The following is a 23,512-nucleotide window of genomic DNA, read 5'->3' as shown; positions in this document are numbered from 1 at the left end:
CGCCCGCAGCCCCACCAGGGCGGCCAAGGCGCCTGCGTCCCAGGCCGTAGCACGCCCGTCGCTGCGCCCGGTCCCGCTCACGGGACGCCCCCGCAACGGTGGGGGGAGAGGACCCCGGGCAGGGGCGGACCGTGAGGAGGGTGGCGGCGGAGCCCGGGATGTCGGTGGATGCCGGTGGTGTGCGAAGGCCGGGGTACCGGGTCGGTGGTCGGGATGGGTGAGGGCGTGGGTGTGTGGTCGCCGGCCGGTGGCGGGTCGATCCCCGTACACCTCTGGCACTTTTGACGCCTGCCCGTGCTCGAGGGGTGTTTTCCCTTCCGGCGGGACGCGTTCGAAGGTCGTTTCTCGGGCCCTGGGAGGTTCGGTCCTCCGGGCCGGTCTTCGCCCGCACTGGCCCTGTACGCGGTGATCTTCTGGCGTCGTGGGGATGACAGCGAACGCGTTCACCGCGGGGCGGGAGCGCTACTACCGGCGCAACATCGCCCGCGGCGACGGCGCCCAGGGCGCCGAGCTGACGGTGTCCTCCAGCGTGCCCGGGGTGCCACCCGGGGTGTGGCACGGGCAGGGAGCGAAGGCTCTGGGGCTGTCCGGGATCGTGAGCGACGCGCAGATGCGGGCCCTGTTCGGGCTCGGCATGCACCCCGACGCCGAGGAGATCGCCGCCCGCGAACTGGCCGCCGGGGCCTCGCGCAAGCGGGCCATGAAGGCCGCCAAACTCGGGCCGGCCGTGCCGAGCCTGGCCGAACTCTCCCCGCTCGACCAGGAGATCGAGCAGGTACTGGAGCACGTCAGCCAGCGGCTGTGCCGCCCGCTGACGAAGGCCGAGACGCGAGACGTGCGGATGCGGTGTGCGGCGCGCGCCTTCGAGGCCGAGTACCACCGCACTCCTGCGGACGGCGCCGAGCTCGGCCGATACCTGGCCGCCCGCAGCGGCCCGCAGCGCCGCGCCGTGACCGGATACGACCTGTGTTTCTCCAACGAGGAACTCTCGCTGCTGTTCGCGCTCGGCGGCCCCGAGGTACGCCGCATCGTCCTCGAGGTCCTGGCCCAGGCCCGCACCGAGGCCCTGGCCTGGATCGAGCACAACGCCCTCGCGGTGCGCACCGGCCCGGGCGGCGTGGCCCAGCAACGGGCCGACCCCGGGCTGCTGGCCACCGTCTACCTGCACTACGAATCCCGCGCGGGCGATCCGATGCTGCACGAGCACGTGGTCATATCCCCGCGCGTGAAAGGCCCCGACGGGCGCTGGCGCAATCTGGACTCCCGCCTCCTGCTGCGCTACGTCGTGGCCGCCAGCGAGCTGTTCAACCAGCGCGCCCTCGAACTCGTCTGCTCCCGGCTGGGGCTCGCCACCGAAGAGGTCGAGGTCACTCCCGGCCAGCGGCCGGTGATGCAAATCGTCGGCATCGACCGGCGGCTGCGCGCCGCGTTCGCGCAGCGCTCCCATGCGGTGCGCACCATGGCCGACTCCCTCTTCGACGCCTACCGGCGCCGCCACGGCCGCCAGCCCGCACGGCCGGCCCGGACCCGGCTGCAGTGGCAGGCCACCGTGAAGACCCGCCCGCCCAAGCGGCAGGCGCGCTGTCTGGACGACCTTCTCGCCGACTGGCGGGCCCGGGCGATCGCGGCCACCGACCGCGAGGGCGTCGACAACCTGCTCGCCACCGCCCGCGCCGCCGCGGGGGAGCGGTCCGCCCCAGCCGTGTTCGACCTCGCTGCGGCGGCCGAGGAAGTTCTGGCCGCGGTGACCGAGCGGCGTACGACGTTCCGCCGCCGCCACGTCCTGGCCGAGGCGCGCCGCTACCTGATGCGCACCCTGGCCGGGGCCACTGCCGCGCCGCAGGCGGCCGAGCAGATCACCGAGAAGATCCTCGCCCACGGCGACTGCCTGGACATCACCCCGCCCGAGACCAACCCCCCGCACCCAGACCTGCAACGCCCCGACGGCACCAGCATCTACCAGCCCATCGGCTCAGCTACCTACACCACCCACTCCCTGCTCGCCGCCGAGAACCGGCTGCTGGCCGCCGCCCGCACCAGCGTGATCCCACCGGTCGGACGGGGCACCTTCAACCGCGTCGCCGCCCTGGGCCGCGGCCCGATGGACGCCGGACAGCGCGCGCTCGCCTCCTCCTTCGCGTGCTCCGAGCGGCTGCTGCTGGCCGGCCTCGGCCCGGCGGGCGCCGGAAAGACGACGGCCATGAAGCTGGTGGCCCGGGCCGTGGACGCGGCCGGCGCACGCCTTGTCCCGCTCGCACCGTCCTCCCGGGCGGCGAAAGTCCTCGGCAGCGACCTCGACCGGCGCGCCCACACCCTGCACTCCTGGCTCCACCAGCGTGGTCGCGCCGCCGACGGCAAGACGGTCGGCAAGGACTTCCAGCTGCGTCCCGGCGACGTCGTCCTGGTCGACGAGGCGGGCATGGCCGGCACCCTCCTGCTCGATGAGATCCTCGCCGACGCCGCGGCTGCCGGGGCGGTGGTGCGCCTGCTCGGCGACCCCCACCAGCTCGCCGCCGTCGAGGCCGGGGGAGCCCTCAGGCTCATCTCCCGGGCCGGCGGCGCCATCGAGCTCGACCAGCTGCACCGCTTCCGCGTCCCCGGAGAGGCCGACGCCTCCCTGATCCTGCGCGACGGCGAGGAGCCTCGGGCGGTCTTCGACTGGTACCGCGACAAGGGCCGGATCGTCGCCGGAACCTACGACGCGATGTGCGACATGGTCTTCGACGCCTGGGCCAAGGACCAGAACAAGGGCCTCACCTCGCTGATGACGGCCGCCGACACCGCGACGGTGACCGCGCTCAACCTGCGCGCCCAGGCCCATCACATCGCCGCCGGCACCGTCGACACCAGCCAGTCCGCACCCTTGCGCGCCGGGCAGCGCGCGCACGTCGGCGACATCATCGTCACCCGTCTCAACCGCCGCCGCATGACCGTGCGCGGCGGGCGGGACTTCGTGAAGAACGGCGACACCTGGACCGTCCAGAAGATCCTCCCGGACGGGGACGTGGTGGTCCGCCACACCCAGCACCGCGGCCGCATCCGCCTGCCCGCCCACTACACGGCCGCCCAGTGCGAGCTCGGCTACGCCTCCACCATCCACCGCTCCCAGGGCATGACCGTGGACACCTCACACGCGATCGCCTCGGCCCGCTCCAACCGCGAAGGCGTCTACGTCCAGCTGACCCGCGGTGCGCGCACCAACCGCCTCTACGTCGCGATCGAGGACGGCGACCGCCTCGACGACATCCTCGCGGCGATCGCCGCCCGGCGCCGCGCCCAGCTGTCGGCGACCGAGTCGATTGCCGCCCTGCAGCAGGAGATCGCCGCGCCCGGGCAGCTGTCGGCCGAGTTCGCCGACGTCGCCGAGCGCGCCACCACCGCCCGGCTGACCGGCCTGCTCGAGCACACCCTCGGCGCCGACCGGGCCGCGATGTTCATGGCCGCCGACGCCTACCCGGCCCTCATCCGCGCCTTGCACGACGCCGAGCGCGCCGGATTCGACCTGCCCCGCCTGCTCTTGAACACCGTGCCCCGGCGCGGCTTCGGCGGCGCGGACGACCCCTCGGCGGTGTTGACCTGGCGACTGCGCGAACGCCTGAAGGATGCCGCCGAAGCCCAACAAGAGGGCCGCTCCCGCCCGCTGACCGCGCTCACCCTGACTCAACTGCACACCCTCACCAAGCTCGCCGCCACCCACCGGGCCGCCGCCCGCGAGGCGCTCAAGGCGGCCGACGCCGCCTTCACCCACCTGCCCGCGCCCGTCACCACCCGCGCCGGCCACACCCACCCCGCCTGGGACCAGCGCCCCATGGGCGAGCTGACCCGCCGCGCACTGGCCGCCGACATGGCCATGGCGCGCACCCAGATCCGCCACGCCCAGAAGAACAAGACCCCGCTGTCCGACACGGCCCGGCGCGTAATCGCCGACCTGATGCGCGAGTCGCAACTGCGCCGCGCCCTTAACTGGCGCGACGCCGCACGCGAGGACTTCCAGCGCGAGCGGGCCACCTCCACCGCGGCCCCCGGCGCCACCTCGCAGGGCGCGATCCGCCGTACCCTGGCCACCCGGCGCACCGCCACGGCCGACCGCCAGCGCTCGGCGCGAGCCGCGCTGGCCCGCGCCGACGCCGTCTCCGACAAGATCTACGCCGAGCTCCGCTTCCGCGAACGCCTGCCCGACCACGCCCCGCACCGACCCAACCACCGCGCACAGATCCCCGACTGGGTCGCCGACTCCCACGCCCTGGTCCACCCCGACACCCCCGAGCGCTGGGCCACCTACCTCGCCGAGCGCCACCGCATCCTGGCCCGCTCGCTCGCCAACCGCGGCCACACCCTGGCCGCCGCCCCGCCCGCCTGGACCCGCCCGCTCGGCAACCCGCCGCCCACCAGTGCCCCGCGCCGCCGCCACGCCTGGGCCACCACCGCAGCCCTCGTGGAACTGTGGCGCACCCGCCACGCCATCACCGGCGTACCCGGACTGGGCCCGCGCCCCGCCGACCCGAACGACGCGGCGGCCTGGGACGACCTCGACGCCCGGGTCCGCTCCCTGACCGGACGCCGCCGCCCGGTGCACCTCCCGCCGCCCGATGCCCCCGCCTCCGTCATGATCGAAGCGGCCCTCAGCCACCTCGATGCGCCGCCACCCGGCGGCCCGCTGCCCGACCACCCGGCCCTGCGCGACCCCCTCGGCATCGCCCCGCTGTCCCACGGCGCGCTCGATGCCCGCCTCGCCCGGCGAGCCCTGGCCGCCGTGCTCGCCGGTGAGCCCCTGCCCGAAGCCTGGATGGAGGAGATCACCGCCCCCGGCGAAGACGACGAGGACGAACAGCGCACCTACACCCGGCTGCTGACCGCCATCGGCGACTACCGGCGCCGCCACCACCGCGCGGGCCCCGACGTGCTCGGCCCGCGCCCGGCCGGCCTGGACGGTGAGGAATGGGACCACCTCACCGACGCGATCGACCTGTACACCCACGCCCGCGTCGAGCGCCGCCTCGAAGAGATGCGAGCCCGCACCGCCGCCCAACGCGCCGTCCTGCTGCCGCCGACCTCACCGCTGCGCCAACAGCCTCCGCCCGACACCAACCGGCCCGGCCACCGGCCACCGACCCTCTGAACAAGGTGAGCATGCACCCCACGTCCGGCTCCGGCCGCATCCAACTGGCGAGCCGCACCGTGCAACTGGCCTGGCTACGCGAGCACACCACACAGGCCGCCGGTCTGTTCGCCCGCGCCCGCGCCGAGGTCGGACACGCCTGGTGCCTGTGCCGTCGCCCGGCCCTGCGCTTAGTGATCCGCTGCACCCGCGCGGGCCGCTACCACCTCGCGGGCTGGCCCGGGGAAGGCGACCAGCACGAGACCACCTGCCCCTTCCACAAGCTCGGCCCCCGGACACTCCGGCCGCGACCGCTACAGCACGCAGGCCATCAAAGAGGCCGACGACGGCGTGCTCATCCGCCTCGCCACCCCCCTCGCCCGCAACCTGAACCACCCCGAAACCCACGAGAACGCCACGGACGAGCCCCCCGACGACCGGCACGCGCGGCGCACCATCGGCTTGCTCGGACTGCTCCACTGGCTCTGGGAAGAGGCCCACCTCAACACCTGGCAGCCCCGATTCCGGCGGCGGACATGGCACCACTGCCACGCCCTGCTGCGCCGCCCTCTGCGGGAGGCCACCGTCAACGGCCAAGGACTCGACTCCGTCCTCTACTTCGTGCCGCCCTTCACCCCAGGCCGCCGCCGCCAACACGGCAGCCCTGGAAGCATTCCGCACCCGGCTGGGGCGCCACGGACCAACCGAACGACGCGGCCTGCTCCTGGGCCAGGTCAAAGAAGTCGCCCCCACCCCGTACGGCGTCGCCTACCGCATCGCCCACCAGCACACCCCGCTCTACGCCCGCGCGGCCCTGCACGCGCGGGCCGCGCGCTCCTATCGGCACGCCTTCGCCAAGACGGCCGCCGCACGGATTGCCCTGTTCGTGGTCGAGCGCAGTCCCAAGGGACACCTCATCGCCGTCGACGTGGCCGCGATGCTCACCACCGGCACCTACATCCCGGCCGACTCCTCCCACGAGGTCGTCATGGCCGCCGCTCTTGCCGGCCGCCGCCACGCCTTCATCAAGCCCTGGCGCTACGACACCACCGCCACCGTGCTGCCCGACTTCGTCCTCACCGACGTGACGCCCGCGGCGTACGTCGAGGTCTACAGCATCCACGGCCGCGAGGACTACGAGCGGCGCAAGGCCGAAAAGCGCGCCTTCTACCAACGCCAGCAGGATCGGCTCATCGAGTGGGACATCACCCAGCCGCTCCCCGACCTCGCCCATCCCGAGCGGCGCCGCCCAGGGCCGAAGGCCTGATGCACGCCGCAGCACAGCAGCTACAGCGGGTGCCTTCCCGCCTCCGCTGCACCACCAACTGGCGGCCGGTTCCGTGGCCGGCCGGAGGGCGGGACACCGGGACCGACCGCCAGCTCACCGTCTGGAACCCACACCACTCGGTGCAGAAAACTGCTGCCCGACGACCCATTGGAGGACACATAGTGGAGCAACATCACCAAGCAACCCAGCAACGAGAACGGACGGCCGTGACGACCGCCTACAGCGAATCCCCCACCGAGCGCACCCCCGGACGGGCCTGGACGGTCCGGATCCTCGGCCACGGCAGCCGTGCCGCCTCGGTCACCTGCAGCACCGCGGCGTGCCGGATGCCCGCCCGCTCCGAGAACCTCACCGCGTTGCGTACCTTCGCCGCCGCGCACGCCGCCGCGCACGCTAAGGCAGCGACCATCAACCCCCACGCCTACTGCCACTGCGGCTCCCAGCGGTGCGGCGCCCACCCAGACACCAGGACATCCTGCGCGGGCGGGGTGGTGCTGATCCTGCGGCACGACCCGATGGTGCGACGCGTGTGGAGCGTGGAGGAGGTCTGCGAGACGTGCGCCCCACTCATCCCGAACGCCACCGTCCTGGCACGCGCCGCGCGGCCGAACCGCACCACCAGCCCCACGAACCGGCCCGCCACAGCCGGCGGACAGGTACCGGCCCCCGCCCGGCCGAGCATCGCGGGCGGCTTCTCCTCCGCCTCCGGCGAAGGCGATCCGGCCCCCGCCTGGCGCCCGCGCCGCACCCCGCAACGGCCCCGCCGGCGGCCCAGGCAAGGACGCTGACCGTGCAGGAGGAGACGCACAACGGGAACCGGATGCCGCCCCACCCCGACTACGCCGACAGCTCCCTGGGCTTCGTCTACACGTGGATCTGGTACGCCGACGGCCGCGATGCACGGTTCGGCGCGTACCTGATGGAGCAGATGGCCGGGGCCCTGGAGGAGTACGCCCGCGCCCGCGGCGCGCGACTGATCGCGCAACCGCAGCTCGACCTTCCCGCCCCCGCCAGGCTGCCGCGCCAAGCACAGCGCGAAGTGGCCCGCACGCTCCCACACCTCGTCATCCACCCCGCCAGCACGGCCTTGGCCCGCGGCGGACCGGCGCCCGGCACGGTCGGCCGGACCCACGTCCGGTACGGCAAGAGCCTGCGCCACCACCTCCCGCTCGACCCGAGGCCCGGCCGCGGGAAGTCCCAGAAGAACAGCAGCCGCCTGCCTGATCAGAACCCCGGCGTCGTCCAGCAAGGTGTGTGCCCGCCCATAAGCGTGCAGATCGATCCGCCCGAGGGCCCCGGCCGCCTCGGGCAGCTCGGTGACCAACTGGAAGGCCGGGGCGTCGATCAACTGATACGCCCGCTGGGGATCGCGCTCAACGACCTCGCGCAGGAACGCCCACAGGGAGCAGCAGCGGACGCATCGTGAACAGGGGGAGACAGAAGGGCGGTCATGCCTGCGTCCACGACCGCACGCCGTCCAGGCAACGCTCCCAGCCAGGCGGCTTCGATCGCCCCGCCCCGCGCCCGCTCCTTTCCCGGGTCGCGTCCCGTCTCACGGGACGCGCTTGCGGTTGGTCTCCTTCCGGTTCCCGCAGGGCGGACCGGTCGCGGGGGCCCGGCCGGTGGAGATCATCGGCATGGGCAAGCTGCCGCCAGCCGCCGTCCACGGGCCGCGCGGCACTCCACCGCCGAGCAGAAGGTCCCCTCGATGAGCGAGCAACCCACCCCCCTCCCCGACGACTTCCGCCCCTGGCTGGCCGAGCGAGGCCAGGACGCGTACGCCCTGGTGTGGGTGGCCGAGGGCAGTGAGCCGGCCGGCTTTGAAGGCACCGAGGCTCCCCGGGCCGGGGAGAGCGGGATCGCCCGCGCAGGCGCCGACCTCACCCGCATCGCACTGCAGGACGTCACCCACGGACGAGCCGAGACCCTGCGCCGCTGGCTCCAACTGGACGACGGAGCACGGCACCTGGCCATCCTCACCATCGAGTCCGGCGTCCTGCGCGAGCACACCCCCGGCGAACTCGCCGCCGAGCTGATGCACGGTCCGACCAGCGACGAGGCCCGGCTCACCGAGCAACTGGCCAGCTGGTTCTACCGCAGAAACGCCGAGGCGCAGCAGGGACTCGAACTCGGGTGGATCGCCGCGGCCGCCGCTTGGACCTGCCACATGCGCGCCCTGACCAGCTATCCGCCGCCCTCCGTCCTCACCCCGAGCCTGGAGCGTGCCGGAGAACTGGACGAGCCCACAGCCGACCTGGTTGTCACCACAGGGCTGAGGATCGTCGAGCTGATCGACCGCCTGGAGCTCCCCTACCGCACCCGTACCGAGCTGATCGAGGACTGGCACGCGGTCGAGTCTCTCACCGCCGACGTCCCGGCACTCGCGCCCATGGCCAACTGGCTGCTCGACCAGATCGCCCTGCGCGATGCGCACGCCCAGCAACTGCGGGCCGTCCTCGAGCCCGACCTCACCGACTACCTGCGCGACCGGCGAGTCGACGGCGCACCCTTGGGTACCGCCCCAGTTCTCGACGAGGCGCGCGCCGCACACCTCGCCCAGGCCCGCGAGACCGTTCGCGCCTACACCGCCGCCGCGCACTCGGGCCGCGAGAGCGAAGCCAGGCAACTCCTGGACACCTTCCCGATCCCGGCCCGCGACCTGTCCACCAGCGGCCCGGCCGCCGCCTGGCGGGAGAACTCGGCCACCGCAGCGGACGCCGTCGAGGACCTGGCCGCGCAGCGCGCCGCCACCGCAGCCGAGGACAGCACCGACTACTTCGCCGACCCGGAACTGCTGCACGCCGCGACCTCCTACCTGGCCGCCCGCGAAGGCCAACTGCACCTCATGCACGACGCGCTCGGCCGCCTGGCCTTCCCCGCCCCCGCGCCGCGTGATCTACCCGAGGCGCTCGCGCCGATCGCCGCCGCACAGACCCAGCGCCGCGCCATCGAGGCCTTCGGCACACTGGAGCGCGCGGCCGAGGCACTGGACGGCCAGATCAATTACCAGCTCCAGCAGCCCATCCCCGCCCATCGCCGCGCCACCACAGGCACCGAGAGCAACCTGCTCAACCGCGCCCTCGACGCCCTGGAACACACCCGAGCTGCCAGCGTGCCCTTCGACGAGGAGGACATCCGAGCCCGCCTGCAGGAAGCCATGGCCCGCCCCACCGCCCCGGCCACCGCGGGCCCGGCGGCGCCCACCGGCCACGACGAGGCCCATGCCCAGGCCCTGGCCGCCAGCCCCGCCGCGCCCGGAGTGGACCGGTGACCTGGATCCTGAACACCGTCATCCGTCTGCTGCTGCGCGCCGCCGGGCCGCTCATCCGGCGCGGCCTGCCGCATCTCGCCCTGGCCGCCATGGCCACGCTCGTGTGCGGAACCGCCCTCGTCGCCGGGTACGGACTCCTCGCCCTCGCCCTGTGGCTGTCGGCCGTGGCATGGCCGCTGGTCACCGTGGTGCTCGGACTGCTGGGAGCGGTGCTCCACCTCGCCGCGCTCGTCGGCCTGGCCGCGGTCGGCCTGCTGATGCCGCTGGTCATCGCGGCCGACATCCTCACCCGGTCGCCCGGCGCCCGCGACGAGCACTCCACCAGCGCGCCGTAGCGGCCCGAGGCGGTGGGGGTTGGCCGGATCCGGCATGGCTGTCAGCGCGCCCCAGTACCGTACTGTCCACCGGATCCGTCACGTGCTGGGGGCTCGAAGTGCCGATCGGCAACCAGGGCAGCGAACCCAAGGAGAACAGCAGCACCCCCGAGCCGGCGGCCCGCGTCGTCACCAACCTCCCTGGCGGCACACACCTCACCCTCCGCTCCCGGGGGCGCGGCAAGACCACCACCTCGATCGAGATGGCTCAGCTCCTGGCGCAACATGGCGGCAACCGCGTCCTTCTCATGAACCTCGACCCGGCGCCCTCCGCCACCATGGAGGGCATCGAGCAGCTCCGGGAGGAGCTCGGGCAGCGCTACGACCCGATCATCCTCGACTACCCCGGCGGTCCCAGCGTCCCGGTGAGCCCGGAGGTGTGGGAAGAGGCCCGGCATACTCTGGGCCTGGACGCCGACGACCGCCCCACCGCGTAGGCGTTCCCCGCCTGCGCTCAGGGAGCGTCCCCCTGGGAGGCTTCTTCCGCCCGGGCGGCGTTGCCTTCGAGCGTCCCGGCGAGCTTCGCCTTCGTCTCCTCCAACCGCTCGAACACCAACTGCCGGCGCACCTGCCGCACGACCTCACGGGCCATGCTGGGAACATCCACCCCGTATGTGCCGCCGGGCAGGTGCTGCTCGATGGCGCGCTCGACGACGGCGGTCAGCCGGTCGCGTCCCGGTGCCCCCGTCATACGGACGGGCCCTCCTCGCCCAGACCTGCCTGACGAGCCCGGAACAACGAGGCGATCGTCACCGCGTCGGTGATCTGACCGGTCAGGGCCATCTGCTCCGCCTCGGCGAACGCGACGACGCGCACCCGGCGGACCCCCGCGCCGTGCGCGAGCTCGCCCAGGGCGTCGATGCGCGCCGCGTACAGCATCACCGCCTCGGCCAGGATCGCCGGGTCCGGGTGAACCCGGCCCAGGCCGATCACTTCCGAGGCGCTCGTACCGAGTAGGTCCTCAAGCTGCTCGACCGCGTTCTGGGCGTCGCCGACGTCCCCCGCACCGGCGCCCCTGAGGATTTCCCAGGTCCAGGTGCGGGCCGCGTGCCGGAACCGGTCGACGAGCACGACTTGACCGTCGAGCAGCGGGAGCACGGCCACCGGCGGCTCCGGCCGCGCGGCGAGGATCCGCAGCAGGCGCTCCTGCCGTCCGTCCGGGAGGACCACCGGGTCTTCGAGGACCACCCGCTCCTCGTCACGGTGCAGGACCTGCCCCTCGGCCATCGGCCAGCGCGTGATGCCAATCGCGCCGTCGCCGGCCGGGCTGGAGAACAACGCGGGGCGGGTGTCGCGCAGATGCGCGTACGCGGACTCGGGAGTGTGGTCCATCAGATCACCGACCTCGGCGGGCAGGGCGAGCAGCCAGGGGGGCAGCGGAACGGCGGGCATCACGCGGCAACTCCCTGACGGGCAGCGGACAGATCGGCGGCGAGCTCGTCGACGGCGGTGTACGTCATGGGCCCGGTGGTGACGATCCGCGCCCGGTCCCCGCTGTAGTGCAGGCTCCACTTGTCGACCACCCACCGGGCGGGCCGCTCGAAGGTGACCGTCAGCGAGCCGGGGAAGCGTTCCGGTGCCACCCCCGCGGCTTCGAACTGCGCGAGCGCGTAGGCGGCGATCTCCTGACACCGGGCCACCACGGCGGCCATGCCAGCCCGCCCCAGGGAGCGCAGCCGCGTCCACAGCAACAGTGCACTGAGCCCGCTGCGGGCGCCGACCAGCAGGCGGTCGGGCGCCGTGATCGGCAGGTTCGTGGGAGGGGCCTGCACGCGCCGGGCCAGCGAGACGCCCGCCGGGACGGGCAGCCCCAGAAGAGGGTGCCCGGACAGGGTGATGGAGTGCGCGCCGTGTGCGAGTGACCACGGCGGCACCAGGTCGGTGTGCGCGGCCGCCAGTCCACCCGCGCTCGCATCGACATGGATGTGCACCGGCCCGAACGCGGCAGCGGCGCGCAGTTCGGCCACGTTGTCGATCGCGCCGTGCAGGGGAGTGCCGCAGGTGGCTACCACCAGCGCCCCCGCCCCGCGCCGCATCCGGGTCTGCAGCCGCAGATCGTCCGAATCCATCGTGCCGTCGCCCAGCGCATGGACCCGCACCGTGTTCATCCCCAGCAGCTCGCAGGCCCGCACGACGTCGTAGTGGGCCTGCTCGCTGATGTAGACCGACGGCTCCGGCAGCCCGCGGCGGGCCATGACCAGGCCGTGCAGGAGCGCCTCGCGCGGTGAGGCCGCCACATAGCCGTGCGCCTCGTCGAGGGAGGCGCCGACGAGCGCGGCGAAGTAGGTGAGCACCGCCTTCTCGTGCGCTCGGGTGCCGTCGGCGAAGCGGGTGTCGTCGTACGGGCCGTCCTGCTGACCGTTGAACAGGCCGAGCAGCTGGGAGAGTTCGGCCATCACCTGGCCCAGGTGGTCCGGGAGGCCCAGGAACGGCCGCTCGCCCGGCGCAAGGGCGCGCTGCAGCTGGTGGAGCGCGCGGGTGTCCGCCGCGGGCGGGGACGGCTGGAAGCCGATGGCCAGGTCCTCGTCGGGCGGAGTCAAGGCGGTGCGGGGACTCACGTCATCGGCTCCATACGGGTCGCTCGGGCTATGGGTGCCACTCCATCTACGCCCGCCCGCAGCCGCTGAGGGCCGCCCGGGCGCCGAGCACGCCGCGGGGCGGGAGGATGCGCTGCACAACCCGGTTGCACCTCCCGCCCCGCGGACTCGACGGCCCCGGGCGCTGCCGTCGCGCCGGTGCTGGCTACCGCGCGGCGGACTCCGCCGGCCGGGAGGGCAGGATAAGTCGCGGAACCCGTAGGTGGGACCGCTGCCGATGGCCGACGGCGTCACCGCCGTATCGGCCGCCCAGGATCGGTCACGTCCGGACCTGAGGGTGCGCATCCCTGCCAGGGCGTCGAAGTAGTAGCCGAGGGGCCCCAGGAGATTTCCAAGACCACCAAGCCGTGCGCTCTCGGCGCGGCCGGCTGCGCTCACCCGCGCAGCCGGCCGCACTGCTACTCCCGCCCTGCGAAACGGCAACCCAGGTCGCCGTTGCATGCTGCGGGAGCCGGGCGGCCGATCCGCTCACCGCCCGTGCCCTGGTGCGCAGCATCGACCCCCAGGCCACTTCCGCGCCACGTTCTTCGAAAGGGCTCCCCGATGATCTGCCGTATCGCGACCCGTGCTGCCGTAGCCCCCGCCGTCATGGCGTTGGCCGCAGCAGCAGCCAACGCCACCTGGGACTCCTCGACCGCCTGGAGCAGCTACTCCGGGAAGCACTGCGGCTGATCAACCCGAACGTCTCGGGCATGGAAGAAGAGAACGAAGGGTAGGCGGCCAGGCTCAGCCTGCGGCCAGTGCTACTCAGGGGCACCTTGCCGTGCCGGAGACCGGCCGTTTCCGGGCTGTTCCTGCACTTTCAGCCGTCACCGTGGGGCTCGGATCCGCCGCGGACCCGTCGGCGGCTCGGCCTCCTGACTCCAGGACTCTGCCATGGCGATTCACACCAGCGAGGCTCCGCAGGGAAGCGCTGACAGCACGTGTGACGACGGCTGCGGGCTGCGAAAGTTCGAGCGCGTCGCTGAGGACCTCAGACGCCAGATCGCCGATGGAACCCTCAAGCCGGGGTGTTTCCTGCCGTCGCACGCCGAGCTCATGAAGGTTCACCAGGCGTCCAGCCTGACGGTGCAGAAGGCCATCCGCCTCCTGAAGAACGAGGGGCACGTGGTCGCCCGCCAAGGGCGGGGAACCTTTGTTGCGCATCCTGGGCTCGCGCGCACCCCCCGTCCGTCCGATGAACAGGCCAAGCCGCTAACTGAGTTCGCGGACGTAGTGCGGGAGCTGCACGGTGTTCTGTTCGGCATGGCTCAACTGCTCAAGGAGCTGAACAGGGGCGTTTCAGCCTTGGAAGGCATCGCCGGGCGTGTTCCCGAGCAGCGGCGCTGACAGGCCGCACCGGGGGGTGTGCCGACGCGTCCGGAAACGACGCCGCCCCGGGAACGGCAGGCACTCTCGGCCGCAGAGCTCGATCAGCAGCAGAAGGCCCCCGTTCCAGACCACTGGCATCCCCGCTGCTCGCCGCCTATCGGCCGGTCACCCCGAGCGTGACTCCGCCCACGCACACCGATTCCGGCATGCGGATTTGCCCCGGGCCGGGCAGACGCAGCGTGCCGAGTGCAGCGAGGAGCCCCTCCAGTCCGCGCGGAGCAATCGCCGGACACGCCAAGGGCGTCGCGTGGCGGACCGATGTGCCCGACTGCCGCCCCAAGGGGTGGGAGGGAGCACAGATGCTGTCCGCCCTGCCGGAAGCGACGTTGAGGGCAGCCTGGCAGCCTGCTGGGCTTCTCGCCATGGCGGATGGACCTCTTTCGCCGCTGCCGCCGTCCGTACGCCGCCGCCTGCCCCCCTGGGCCCCGGCGCACGGACGGCGGCCTTCTCCCGCACCCACGATCTCCCTTGCAGAGGCAGGCAGGCGATGGCCCACGCGCAGGTCCGCGACGTCCCCCGCACCACCCAGGCGCCGATCCGCGCACCGCAGCCGTCACCCCCGCCTGCACCGGCCGACGATCCGGCGCCACGGACCACCCCGCCAACCTTCCGCGATGTGCTGCGCCGCCGATATTGCAGCCGCCTGCTGATTTCATCGGTCGTGGGCCGCCTGTCGCTGGGCATGGTGCCCGTCGCCCTGATCCTGGCGGCACAGGCGGACGGCCACTCCCTGGCGACCGCCAGTCTGCTGGCCGCGCTCTACGGCATCGCCCCGGCGTTCGGTCTGCCGCTGCTGGGGCGGCTGGCCGATCTGCGCGGCCTTCCCCTGCCCTGCCACCTCGGCGCCGTCCTGGTCGCCACCGCGCTGGGCATCCTGGCCCTGGTGGGCACCTCTCACCTACCGCTGGCCGCCGTGTGCGTCGCCTTGGCCGGAGCCGGATGCCCGCCGCTGGAGGGCGGGCTGCGATCGCTGTGGCACGCCGTACTGCCCGATGACGCGCACGTGCGCACCGCCTACACCCTGGACTCCTCCACCCAGGAGATCGTCTACGTCACCGGCCCCGCCCTGGCCATCGTGATGGCCACCTGGCTCTCCCCGGCCGCGGCCCTCGCCCTGGCGGCTGCCGTCACCATGGCCGGCTCTCTCGCCTTCGCCACCACCCGCCCCGCCCGCACCTGGCGGGCCACACCGCGCCGCCGGCAGCGGCTCGGCGTACTGCGCCCGCCCGCCATGCGGCCCCTGCTGTTCTCCCTGGTCTTCCTCGGCGCCACGGTCGGCGCCCTCGACGTCGCCGGGATCGTCGTTGCCGAACGGCAGGCCGCGCCCTGGCTCGCGGGCGCGCTGCCCGCCGTGTTCGCCGCTGCGGGGCTACTCGGCGGCGTCATGTTCGCCCGCTTCCAGCCCGCGACTGCTCCCCGGCCGCGGCACCTGATGCTGCTGGGCGCCGCGTTCGCCGCCGGATGGCTCCCCCTGCTCGCCCCGCTCCCGGCTGCGGCAATCCTCATCCTGGCGATGCTGCCCGGCGCCTTGTTCGTCCCCCTGCTGACCGTTGCCAGCCTGACCGTCACCTCGCTCGCCCCACCGGGCACATCGACCGAGGCGGTCGGCTGGATGTCCAGCGCGATCCGCCTCGGCCTGGCAGGCGGCACCGCCCTGGCGGGCCCACTCGGCGGCCACTTCGCCGTTCCGCTGATGGCCGCCGCTTTGTGCGCGCTTCTCCTCTCGGCCCGCACCGTGCCCGCCCCCACCACGGCCGAGGTGTAAGGCGGACGGACCGCAGGGCACCGCTCCCGCCCTCCGGAACGGACAACCACTTCACCTTCGACAACGCGCGCTTCCATCTTCAGACCAAGAAGAGCGTGAGCGGCACGGACCCGGTCGTGCAGTACAGGCATCGGGTCATTCCCTCCGTTGTGGCATTCGGCCACCGAGCCTGGCCGACCGGGAGGTCGCTGTCGGCTCCGCCGACGCACGTCGGGTGTGACCGCCGTCACGCCGTGGCCGCGCGGTGGGCGACCCGCCGGACGGACCGGGACCACGGCGTCGGAGAGATTTTGTCCCGCAGCCGAGACCGTCGCGACAACTCGTATCCCACTCCCGGGGATTAGCAGAGTTTGTCAGCTTTTACCTCTGGTGGTGCGGGGCCCGTCCTGCTGAGATCGCCTCTGTCCAACCGACGCTTCACCACCGTCTTCTCCGAGGAGCCTTCGAGATGATCCAGCGCCCGTACAAGTCCCGCCCGCTGTCCGCCGCCCGCCCGCGGACGTCCGCCCGGCCGGGCGAGGACCTCGCCGAGCGCCCGCTCGCCGTGCTCACGGCGCGCCCGTAGCCGCACAGGACCTCCCCTCCCCAGCGCCCGCCCGGGCCCCCGTTCATCCATCCGCCCGGGCGGGCGCTGCCGTACCTGGGCCCGCATCACCCCTCCCTGACCAAGGAGTTCACCCCCGTCATGCACGCACCTCTCGTCCGCGCGTCGTCGCGCCTGGCCGCCACCGTCATCGCCGCTGCGGCGGCCGGGACCTTCGCCTGGTCGCACGCCCACGCGGCCCCGGGACCGGCGGCCGACCACGACAAATTCGGGCCGGGCTATGCGATCCCCGACAGTGACGGCCACGCCGCCAGCTCCCACATCGGCGCCTACGGGCCGCCCGGCATGACGGTGTACGGCAACTACGAGACGTTCTGCGCGGACCCCGAGCGCCGTGGGCCCGACCAGGCGGGCGGCTACACCGGCCCGAAGACGGTCGAGCACTGGACGTCCTCGGTCACCGGCCGACCCGTCCCCGACGCCCATCTTGCCTACGCCTCCTACGTCGTGGGCAAGTACGGCCAGACCCGTAACGCGGCCCAGGCCGCCGCGGTGGATGCGGCCGTGTACGAGTGGCTGGCCGGCGGCGCCTACGGCATCGACGGCGCCCGCGGCAAGCAGCGTCTGGCCTACCCCAACGTGGACCCCTCCGCCCGGACGATGGCGCTCGGCTACCTGGCCGAGGCCAAGCGGTACGCGGGCCCCTACCGACTGACCGTCACCCCGAAGGTGACCCAGACCTCGGTCGGGAAGAAGGTCATGGTCACCGTCGCGGTCACCGCCCAGCTCTCCGGCGCCAAGGTGCCCGGCGTCAAGGTCGCACTCGCCGAGGCGGGCAAGGACGGCGAGCACGGGCAGGTCACCACCGGCCAGGACGGCACCGCCGAGTGGGAGTTCACCGCCGACACCAAGGGCACCGCCACCGTCCGCGCCACCGCGTCGAACCTTCCCGGCTCCGAGCTGAAGATCCTCACGCCCCGCGACAGCAAGGCCCAGCGGATGCTGCTGGCCGGTGACACCACCACCGCGAGCGCCAACGCCGCCATCGCGGTCACCCCCGCCCCGGGGGGCGTGACCATCCACAAGAAGGACCCGGGCGGCGAGCGCCTGGTCGGCGCCGCCTTCCAGCTCACCGACCCCGACAGCGGCCGGGTCGTCGCCGAGGGCAAGACCGGCGCCGACGGCACCCTGGCCTTCGACGACCTCGCGCCGGGCACCTACCGGCTGCGCGAGACCGACACCGGCAGCCGCCTGCACGAGCGCGTTCCCGACCAGGGCATCACCATCACCGAGGGCAAGCGCGCGGCCGCCAACCCGCTCACCATCGTCGACCCGTTCAAGCAGGGCGAACTGCTGGTGAAGAAGACCGACAAGGCGACGGGCAAGCCGCTCGCCGGAGCGGTCATCACGATCAACACCGACACCCTCGACGCCTCCGGCAAGCACACCCGGGGCAAGGAGATCGCCAAGCTGACCACCGGCAAGGACGGCACCGCCAAGCTCAAGCTCAATGTGCAGCTCAAGAACGGCACCTCGTACTGGGCGAGCGAGACCACCGCGCCGGACGGCTACCAGGCCGACGCCGCGCCCCAGCGCTTCACCGCCCGCCCCGGCGCCCAGGTCACCGTCACCTTCGCCGACACCAAGACCCCCGCCAGCCCGCCGGCCACTACACCGCCCCCTGCCCCCACACCGCCGTCGGCCGCGCCCCAGCCGCCCGCGCCCACCGCGGAGCTCGCCCACACCGGCGCGGCCTCCACCACCTGGCTCATCGGGGCGGTCGGTGTCCTGGTAGCAGCCGGAGGCGGCGCTGTCTGGGCCGGATCCCGCCGACGCCACGCCCACACGCCCGACAACCGGTGACCGCCCGCCGGACGGGGCCCATCGCGAGCCCCGTCCGGCCGGTCACCCGCGCAGTTCCCGCCTGCCGGGACGGACAGCCAGAACGTTTCCCGCCCTGCAGGAGCCCCGGGACTCAGGCCGGTCAGTCCTCGGCGCGCACGTACAAGGTGACTCACATCGCCCACACCAACGGCGCGCGACCCGCCGGACCCACCTCTCCGCGCGGCCCGTATACGACGACTCCCTGAGAGGAAGGCCCTATGCGATCTCCCCGACAGCTGGCCGCCGCTGCCGCTGCCGTCGCGGCTGCCTCAGTACTTGCAGCCTGCGGGTCCAGCGCGCCCTCCAACGGCCCGCAGACGCCCACGGCGCAGCCCCCGAAGGCCTCGGCGACCCCGAGCACCGCCGCCGACGCCCCGCCCAGCGCAGCGCCGAAGCCGACCGGCCTGCCCTCCACCGATCCGATCGCCCAGACCCGGGGCGATGACGACATCGTGGGCCTGATCTACCGAGTGGAGCGGCGCGATGGGATCGTGACGGTCTCGGCCGGGGCCCGTAACGACGGCCACAAGGACTTCTACGCCTCGGCGTGGTCGTACAGCCTCGAGGGTTCCTCCCTCGTCGACAGGAAGGGCAAGAAGCGCTATCTCCCGCTGCAGGACGCCAAGGGCACCTGCCTGTGCACCAAGATCAAGAGCATCATCGAGCCGGGGGAGACCCGCCTGCTCTATGCGTCCTTCCCGGCTCCGCCTGAGTCGACCACCGAGGTCGACCTCCAACTGGCGAACACGCAGCCCGTCGTAATCACGATCCCGGCAGAGTGACCATGGCCGCCACCACGACACTCGCCCTCATGGCGGCCGCGCTCATCACCACCGGGACGGCAGCCCCGACCCCTCCCGGCCCCGAAGCCACAAACCTGAGCGGTCTGACCAGCCGGGTGTACCCGCTCGTCTTTCAAGTGGAGGACTTGGCGGGAACCCAGCGCGAGACCCAGAGCGACTCGGAGACCAAGTACACCCTTCAGGCCTCTCTCCTGTTCGCCAAGGACAGCTCCACGATCTCGCCAGCCGCGCGGTCAGCCCTGGACGACGTCGCACGCAAGATCGCCGCGGCACGCCCGTCCCGGCCCGTGAAGATCATGGGCTACACCGACGATCTCGGCACTGCCGAGCACGGACTGAAGCTGTCGAAGGAGCGCGCTGCCGCCGTCAAGGCTCTCCTGCAGAAGCGACCGGAGCTCGCTGGCGTCACATACACCACCGAAGGCCTCGGTGAGGCCCGGCCGATCGCCGACAACGGCACGGAGGCGGGAAGGAAGCGAAACCGCCGTGTCGAGATCGTTGTGGCGGCATCAGCCGGTTGACCGACGCCGACCGCCTGGGATCTCGTTGTAGGGTCTCAGATTTCGTGGCCAAATCTCACGAGCGATGGCCAGGCGATGGCAGATCTGACACGAGTTTGAGATCGGCAGGTCAGGCCCTTCACTCATACGGGTGAGCGGGGTCTGATGCCGCCCCGCTACGGAATCTGCGCCAACGACTGGCCGGAACCCGGGGAGGCGTTCAAGGCTCACCGGCGGCTCCGCGCGGTCAACGGCGGCAGCGACGACGAACAGGAGGCGTGATGCAGAGCAGTGCGGAGAACACCGATGTTGTGCTCAGGATCGTGGACACCATGGTCGCCTACCGGAAGGCGCACGGCGGCCTACCTGCCGACACGGACGGCCTTGAGAACATGGCCGTGGCGATCGTCGAGGCCTTGGAACGCGACGACTTCCGCATCGTGGACGTCTTGAGTGGCAGCCGGACCGAGACGCCCACACCCGAACCGGCCTGATGGCACGGCAGCGGGGCGCCAGCCACTCCGGCCAGCGCTCCGCTTGCGTTCTGCACTCCGTCAGCTGGTGGTTAGCCAGCGAGCTGACGAGCCAGCAAGCCAGCCGTCCCGAGGATTCGGACACGATCGTGAGACTGGACAGCTGGCCAAGCCGTGAGACACGACGACAACTACCAGGTCACGGCACCGCCGCCGACCTCCTGGGCGTCCGCGCTGAGCTGAGTGGCGTGGCCGCCGGCCTGGGGCTGGCGGCCATCGCCGCCTACGGGACGGCCAGGACGCGCAGCGGCCTACCGTGCGAGGCCATCGCCTGGCTGGGAGCCGGGTGCGTCGCGGGCATCCTGAGCTGGGGCCTGGGCGAGGACTACCCGTTCGGCTTCGCGCCGGCGGCCTTCCAGCTTCTCGTCGGCGCGGTGTTGCTGCCCGGGCACCTGCAGCGCTCGGCCCGCCGGACCGGCGCGGATGCCCGGGCGGGCCACAGCGGAGGTTAGACCTCCGCCGGGACCTTCTCGGCAGCGGCTTCGGGAGCCTGTCCGGTCTCGCCGTCCGCAGCAGGCGTCGCATCTGCGTCGGTGTCCACGGACGCGGTGTACATCGTGTTCCGCCGCTGGGTCGACTTCTCGGCGAGGCCCTTCTTGACGAGGATCTCCAGGTTGTTGCGCACCGTCTGGATGGACGTCGCCCGGTTGGGATGGAGCTGCGCGAGCTGGTCGTGGACCTCACGGACCACGCACGGCTGCCCGGGGGTCTTGAGGAGGATCTTCAGGGTGAGCTGCCACAGCGGCGGCCCCGACTTCTCCTCGGCCGCGGCCGTGTCCGCCGGTGCTTCCGCGGCGGCGGCCGACTGTGCCGGAGCCTCCTTGGCCGTCGTCTTCTTCGCGGCGGCCTTCTTCACCGTCCTCTTCGCTGTCGTCTTGGCCGTGGTCTTCCTCGCCGTCGCCTTGGCGGCCTTCTTGCTCGCGGTCTTCTTCGCGGGCTTCCTGGGCTGTCCCCCCTTCACCGGCTCGTCCTGCCGCTGCGGCGGAACGGCCTGGGTCGCATCGGCGATCGTCTCGGCTGGCGCGGAGGCTTCGGCCTCAGCGGCGGCCGGCTGGGCCTGGGACACGCTCGGCGCCGGGACCTCGGGCAAACTGCCCTGCGCCTGGGTCAACCAGTCCTCCTCCGCCTTGAGTTGCTCCAGGCGCTCTTGGAGACCGGCGATCTGCGCGGTGAGGTTGCCCTGCTCCTTGCGGTTGGCTGCGAGGTCGTCGGCGTACTGCTGCGCGTACTTGTTCTGGATGGGGGTCTTTGCGGGCTCGTCGGCCACGACAGCACTCCTTGTACCTGGTTGTTGCTGCCGGATGTTACTCACTGTGAGAGGTCGGCAGTTACTCTCCCGTACGATCGCCACCCTTGCGGTGAGTGTGGAGACCGGCTCGCGGCCCGGCCTCCATGTTCACCGGCGGGCCAGGTGGTATGCGCTGACGTCATTGGGGCAGTTGCGCGTGGGCCTCGTCGCCCAGTTGGCGTGCGGCGTCTTCCCAACGGGCCAGGGATGCGGGCCCGACGGCGTTGCCGAGGTCGGGCAGGACGGTGGAGGACAGGCGAAGGTCCTGGGCCGCGCATGCCTGACGGAGGGGGCGGAGCACGTCGGCGGGCATCCGTGTGGTGGGGGCCAGCCAGGGTCGGCGCCGGCCGGTGAAGATCGGCAGGTCCCACAGCACCTCGTCGGCGGCCTCGGCGACCCTTGACCGCAACGCGGCCTCCCACTCCTGGTCGGACAGGGTGCGCGTGACACGCGCACCCGCCGTCTCGTCCCAGCCGGTGGCGTTCTGGTTCCGCAGGTGCGCGATCTATCCGGCCCGCGCCGGTTCCCACCGTGCTCCTCACCGCTGCCGGCCGGCCTCGTCGGTGTCGTTCAGGAACAGGCGCCTGGCGCGGGTGTCCTCAAGCTCGTCGTCAGCGGCCTGCACGCCGTGTTACCGGGCGAACTGGTCGAGGCGCTGTTCGTACGCGGTGTAGTCCTCCAGTGCGGCCGGGTCGGAGTTCTCGAAGTCCCGGTGGGCGCCTTCGATCCAGGCCCGCTCCTCTCCTTGCAGGCGAGGAGCGGGCCCGGTAGATTCCGGCGGCCCTGCACGCCGCTCTCCACGGCGACCTGGCCCCGCTGGCCCGCGCGGTGCCCGCCGCCTGAGCCCGCCTGTCGGCGCCGGACCCACGATCCGGCCGTCCGGTCCGCCAGGCGGGACGCCCCCGCACCTGCTCGTGCCAGATGCCGGGACTAGGCGCCCCGCGGCGGCATCGGTCGCTTCCCCGAACGGCAGGGTGAGGGGACCTCCTGTTCTGGGACGGATTGGGGAGAGCCCGGGGCGGCGGTGGGGGCTTGCACGAGATGCCGCCGCCCTGGGTGCCCGAAGGGATCGAGTTGGACGAGGGGCACCGTGACGGATCGAGCACCCCTGGCGGCCGGTGAGCGGATCACCGGGGACGCCGGAGCGCGCGAGGGGGCCGTGGAGAACTTCACGACCGACGACATCGCGGCCATGCGCGAGCAGGGGGATCTGCCCGCGTTCATGCGCCTGCAGATCCGCCCTGTGCGGTCCTCCGTCCGGGTCGTGGCGCTGTGGCAGAGATTCTCAGCCCCCGCCGGGCACAAGCCCGGCGCCTGGCCTTCGGCCGCGCCGCTGGGCCCGGACTACCGGAGGGCTCCGGGTGAGCCTGAACTGTGCGACTGCGCGCGGTGCCTGGCGCTGGCCACATCCAGCGAGGGCAACCCTTGCCGGTGCCCGCGGTGCGGCACCGCGCACGCCCCGGCGGCGTGACGAGCTCGCACACCTCAAGCCGGGGCGGGCCGGGTTCGCCGGGGCTAGTCCAGTCCGGCGTAGGCGATGCTGAGGACGGTGATGGTCCGCGTCTGGTCCCCGATCAGGAGCGCGACGGCAAGGTCGCCCGAGGCCCACAGCCTCATCAGTCCGTCATCGACGTCCCCGTACGGACTGGTGGCCGCCCGGGGATCGTTGACCGAGCCGAGCAGGAACTGAGCGACACGGGCACGCGCTTTGTCAGGAAGGTCCCGGTATGCGGCATGCAGTGTGGAGTCCATGTAGAGCCGGTACATGGTTCAGGCGGCCCGACTCTCCACGATCAGGTCGGTGACGTCCGTGTACCGCTTGGGGAGCTGCCCGCCGTGCTGCTGCTGGTAGGCGTGCAGCTCACGGCCGCGTTCGGCAGCGGCCTCCAGGTCCTTGATGACCTTGATCCACTTCTCGCCGAGTGCGGCGAGCCCCGACAGCGGCGTGGTGTTCAGCTGCCGCACGAACTCCATGCGCATGCCGGCGTCCGGCAGAGCATGGGCGATGGAGTCGGGGGTCCAGTCGTCGCTACCCATGATCACCTCGAAGGTCGTCGGCACGTGCCGCTGCTCTCCCAGGGTAGCGGTCCGGCCGTGACCGGCGGGAGACAACCGGCACGCGCTCCGGCACTCCACAGGCCAGAAGCCCCCGGGCAGACCCGGCACCGGCGCAGAAGCTGGTCGCCGCCGGACCGG

Annotated in this window: 23 protein-coding genes and 2 pseudogenes; 18 read left to right on the top strand and 7 right to left on the bottom strand. The window is 72.6% G+C overall.

The features are described from left to right. Positions 1–427 precede the first annotated feature (427 nt). The 9 genes and pseudogenes from mobF (at position 428) to ACGRHY_RS26560 (ending at position 10,468) form a co-directional block, all read left to right on the top strand. Complete coding sequence (gene mobF, locus ACGRHY_RS26600) at positions 428–5,119, top strand: MobF family relaxase (protein WP_394637823.1); 4,692 nt, start codon at positions 428–430, stop codon at positions 5,117–5,119. A gap of 11 nt (positions 5,120–5,130) precedes the next feature. Next, a pseudogene (locus ACGRHY_RS26595) lies at positions 5,131–5,325 on the top strand (DUF1173 family protein); the annotation flags it as partial. A gap of 124 nt (positions 5,326–5,449) precedes the next feature. Beyond that, positions 5,450–5,677, top strand: a pseudogene (locus tag ACGRHY_RS26590) (DUF1173 family protein); the annotation flags it as partial. 85 nt (positions 5,678–5,762) lie between these two features. Further along, positions 5,763–6,365: a DUF1173 family protein gene (locus tag ACGRHY_RS26585; protein WP_394638208.1), complete on the top strand. Its 603-nt coding sequence runs from the start codon at positions 5,763–5,765 to the stop codon at positions 6,363–6,365. A gap of 227 nt (positions 6,366–6,592) precedes the next feature. Next, positions 6,593–7,174 (top strand): hypothetical protein, encoded by a 582-nt coding sequence (locus ACGRHY_RS26580; RefSeq protein ID WP_394637822.1) that lies wholly within the window; start codon positions 6,593–6,595, stop codon positions 7,172–7,174. 2 nt (positions 7,175–7,176) lie between these two features. Continuing rightward, complete coding sequence (locus ACGRHY_RS26575) at positions 7,177–7,812, top strand: hypothetical protein (RefSeq protein WP_394637821.1); 636 nt, start codon at positions 7,177–7,179, stop codon at positions 7,810–7,812. A 282-nt stretch (positions 7,813–8,094) separates the two neighbouring features. Continuing rightward, on the top strand, positions 8,095–9,657 hold the full coding sequence (locus ACGRHY_RS26570) for a hypothetical protein (RefSeq protein ID WP_394637820.1): 1,563 nt from the start codon (positions 8,095–8,097) through the stop codon (positions 9,655–9,657). After that, positions 9,654–9,992 carry a hypothetical protein gene (locus ACGRHY_RS26565; RefSeq protein WP_394637819.1) on the top strand — a complete coding sequence of 113 codons (339 nt, stop codon included), beginning with the start codon at positions 9,654–9,656 and terminating at the stop codon, positions 9,990–9,992. Before ACGRHY_RS26570 ends, ACGRHY_RS26565 begins: the two co-directional genes overlap by 4 nt. A gap of 98 nt (positions 9,993–10,090) precedes the next feature. Further along, positions 10,091–10,468 (top strand): nucleotide-binding protein, encoded by a 378-nt coding sequence (locus tag ACGRHY_RS26560; protein ID WP_394637818.1) that lies wholly within the window; start codon positions 10,091–10,093, stop codon positions 10,466–10,468. A 17-nt stretch (positions 10,469–10,485) separates the two neighbouring features. On the opposite strand, the gene ACGRHY_RS26555 is transcribed toward ACGRHY_RS26560, so the two are convergent. From ACGRHY_RS26555 to ACGRHY_RS26545, 3 genes are read right to left on the bottom strand one after another with little or no spacing between them, the layout of a single operon-like run. Further along, positions 10,486–10,722 (bottom strand): hypothetical protein, encoded by a 237-nt coding sequence (locus tag ACGRHY_RS26555; protein WP_394637817.1) that lies wholly within the window; start codon positions 10,720–10,722, stop codon positions 10,486–10,488. Continuing rightward, positions 10,719–11,423, bottom strand: a complete 705-nt coding sequence (locus ACGRHY_RS26550) for an NUDIX hydrolase (RefSeq protein ID WP_394637816.1) — start codon at positions 11,421–11,423, stop codon at positions 10,719–10,721. The genes ACGRHY_RS26555 and ACGRHY_RS26550 overlap by 4 nt, the downstream gene beginning before the upstream one ends. After that, complete coding sequence (locus tag ACGRHY_RS26545; protein WP_394637815.1) at positions 11,423–12,589, bottom strand: pyridoxal-dependent decarboxylase; 1,167 nt, start codon at positions 12,587–12,589, stop codon at positions 11,423–11,425. Before ACGRHY_RS26545 ends, ACGRHY_RS26550 begins: the two co-directional genes overlap by 1 nt. 582 nt (positions 12,590–13,171) lie before the next feature. Here ACGRHY_RS26545 and ACGRHY_RS26540 point away from each other — a divergent pair. The 8 genes from ACGRHY_RS26540 to ACGRHY_RS26505 all read left to right on the top strand — a co-directional run bounded on the left by ACGRHY_RS26540 (position 13,172) and on the right by ACGRHY_RS26505 (position 20,480). After that, complete coding sequence (locus ACGRHY_RS26540; RefSeq protein WP_394637814.1) at positions 13,172–13,300, top strand: hypothetical protein; 129 nt, start codon at positions 13,172–13,174, stop codon at positions 13,298–13,300. Positions 13,301–13,504: 204 nt separating this feature from the next. Next, positions 13,505–13,957 carry a GntR family transcriptional regulator gene (locus ACGRHY_RS26535; RefSeq protein ID WP_394637813.1) on the top strand — a complete coding sequence of 151 codons (453 nt, stop codon included), beginning with the start codon at positions 13,505–13,507 and terminating at the stop codon, positions 13,955–13,957. A 529-nt stretch (positions 13,958–14,486) separates the two neighbouring features. Continuing rightward, entirely contained in the window at positions 14,487–15,764 is a 1,278-nt protein-coding gene (locus ACGRHY_RS26530; RefSeq protein WP_394637812.1) for an MFS transporter, read from the top strand. Positions 15,765–16,449: 685 nt separating this feature from the next. Further along, complete coding sequence (locus ACGRHY_RS26525; protein WP_394637811.1) at positions 16,450–18,171, top strand: MSCRAMM family protein; 1,722 nt, start codon at positions 16,450–16,452, stop codon at positions 18,169–18,171. 239 nt (positions 18,172–18,410) lie between these two features. Beyond that, complete coding sequence (locus ACGRHY_RS26520; protein ID WP_394637810.1) at positions 18,411–18,974, top strand: hypothetical protein; 564 nt, start codon at positions 18,411–18,413, stop codon at positions 18,972–18,974. Between the two features lie 2 nt (positions 18,975–18,976). Continuing rightward, the gene (locus ACGRHY_RS26515) at positions 18,977–19,516 is read left to right on the top strand and encodes an OmpA family protein (protein WP_394637809.1); all 540 of its coding nucleotides are present in this window, start codon (positions 18,977–18,979) and stop codon (positions 19,514–19,516) included. Positions 19,517–19,776: 260 nt separating this feature from the next. Beyond that, positions 19,777–19,989 carry a hypothetical protein gene (locus tag ACGRHY_RS26510; protein WP_394637808.1) on the top strand — a complete coding sequence of 71 codons (213 nt, stop codon included), beginning with the start codon at positions 19,777–19,779 and terminating at the stop codon, positions 19,987–19,989. 128 nt (positions 19,990–20,117) lie between these two features. Further along, positions 20,118–20,480 carry a hypothetical protein gene (locus ACGRHY_RS26505; RefSeq protein ID WP_394637807.1) on the top strand — a complete coding sequence of 121 codons (363 nt, stop codon included), beginning with the start codon at positions 20,118–20,120 and terminating at the stop codon, positions 20,478–20,480. Here the strand turns inward: ACGRHY_RS26505 and ACGRHY_RS26500 are convergent. Together ACGRHY_RS26500 and ACGRHY_RS26495 are read right to left on the bottom strand one after the other, a co-directional pair. Further along, complete coding sequence (locus tag ACGRHY_RS26500; protein ID WP_394637806.1) at positions 20,477–21,295, bottom strand: BlaI/MecI/CopY family transcriptional regulator; 819 nt, start codon at positions 21,293–21,295, stop codon at positions 20,477–20,479. The two genes, ACGRHY_RS26505 and ACGRHY_RS26500, sit on opposite strands and share 4 nt — an antisense overlap. A gap of 160 nt (positions 21,296–21,455) precedes the next feature. Then, entirely contained in the window at positions 21,456–21,725 is a 270-nt protein-coding gene (locus ACGRHY_RS26495) for a hypothetical protein (protein ID WP_394637805.1), read from the bottom strand. Between the two features lie 681 nt (positions 21,726–22,406). Here ACGRHY_RS26495 and ACGRHY_RS26490 point away from each other — a divergent pair. Then, complete coding sequence (locus tag ACGRHY_RS26490; RefSeq protein ID WP_394637804.1) at positions 22,407–22,787, top strand: hypothetical protein; 381 nt, start codon at positions 22,407–22,409, stop codon at positions 22,785–22,787. A 44-nt stretch (positions 22,788–22,831) separates the two neighbouring features. On the opposite strand, the gene ACGRHY_RS26485 is transcribed toward ACGRHY_RS26490, so the two are convergent. After that, positions 22,832–23,068, bottom strand: coding sequence for a hypothetical protein (locus ACGRHY_RS26485; RefSeq protein WP_394637803.1), 237 nt, complete (start codon positions 23,066–23,068; stop codon positions 22,832–22,834). Between the two features lie 18 nt (positions 23,069–23,086). Beyond that, entirely contained in the window at positions 23,087–23,377 is a 291-nt protein-coding gene (locus ACGRHY_RS26480; RefSeq protein WP_394637802.1) for a hypothetical protein, read from the bottom strand. Between the last annotated feature and the right edge of the window lie 135 nt (positions 23,378–23,512).

Origin of the sequence: Streptomyces shinuiensis (assembly GCF_043660855.1) — a bacterium.
Lineage (GTDB): Bacteria > Actinomycetota > Actinomycetes > Streptomycetales > Streptomycetaceae > Streptomyces.
Note: the sequence above shows the minus strand (reverse complement) of the source record. Positions and strands in the feature narration are given on the sequence as shown.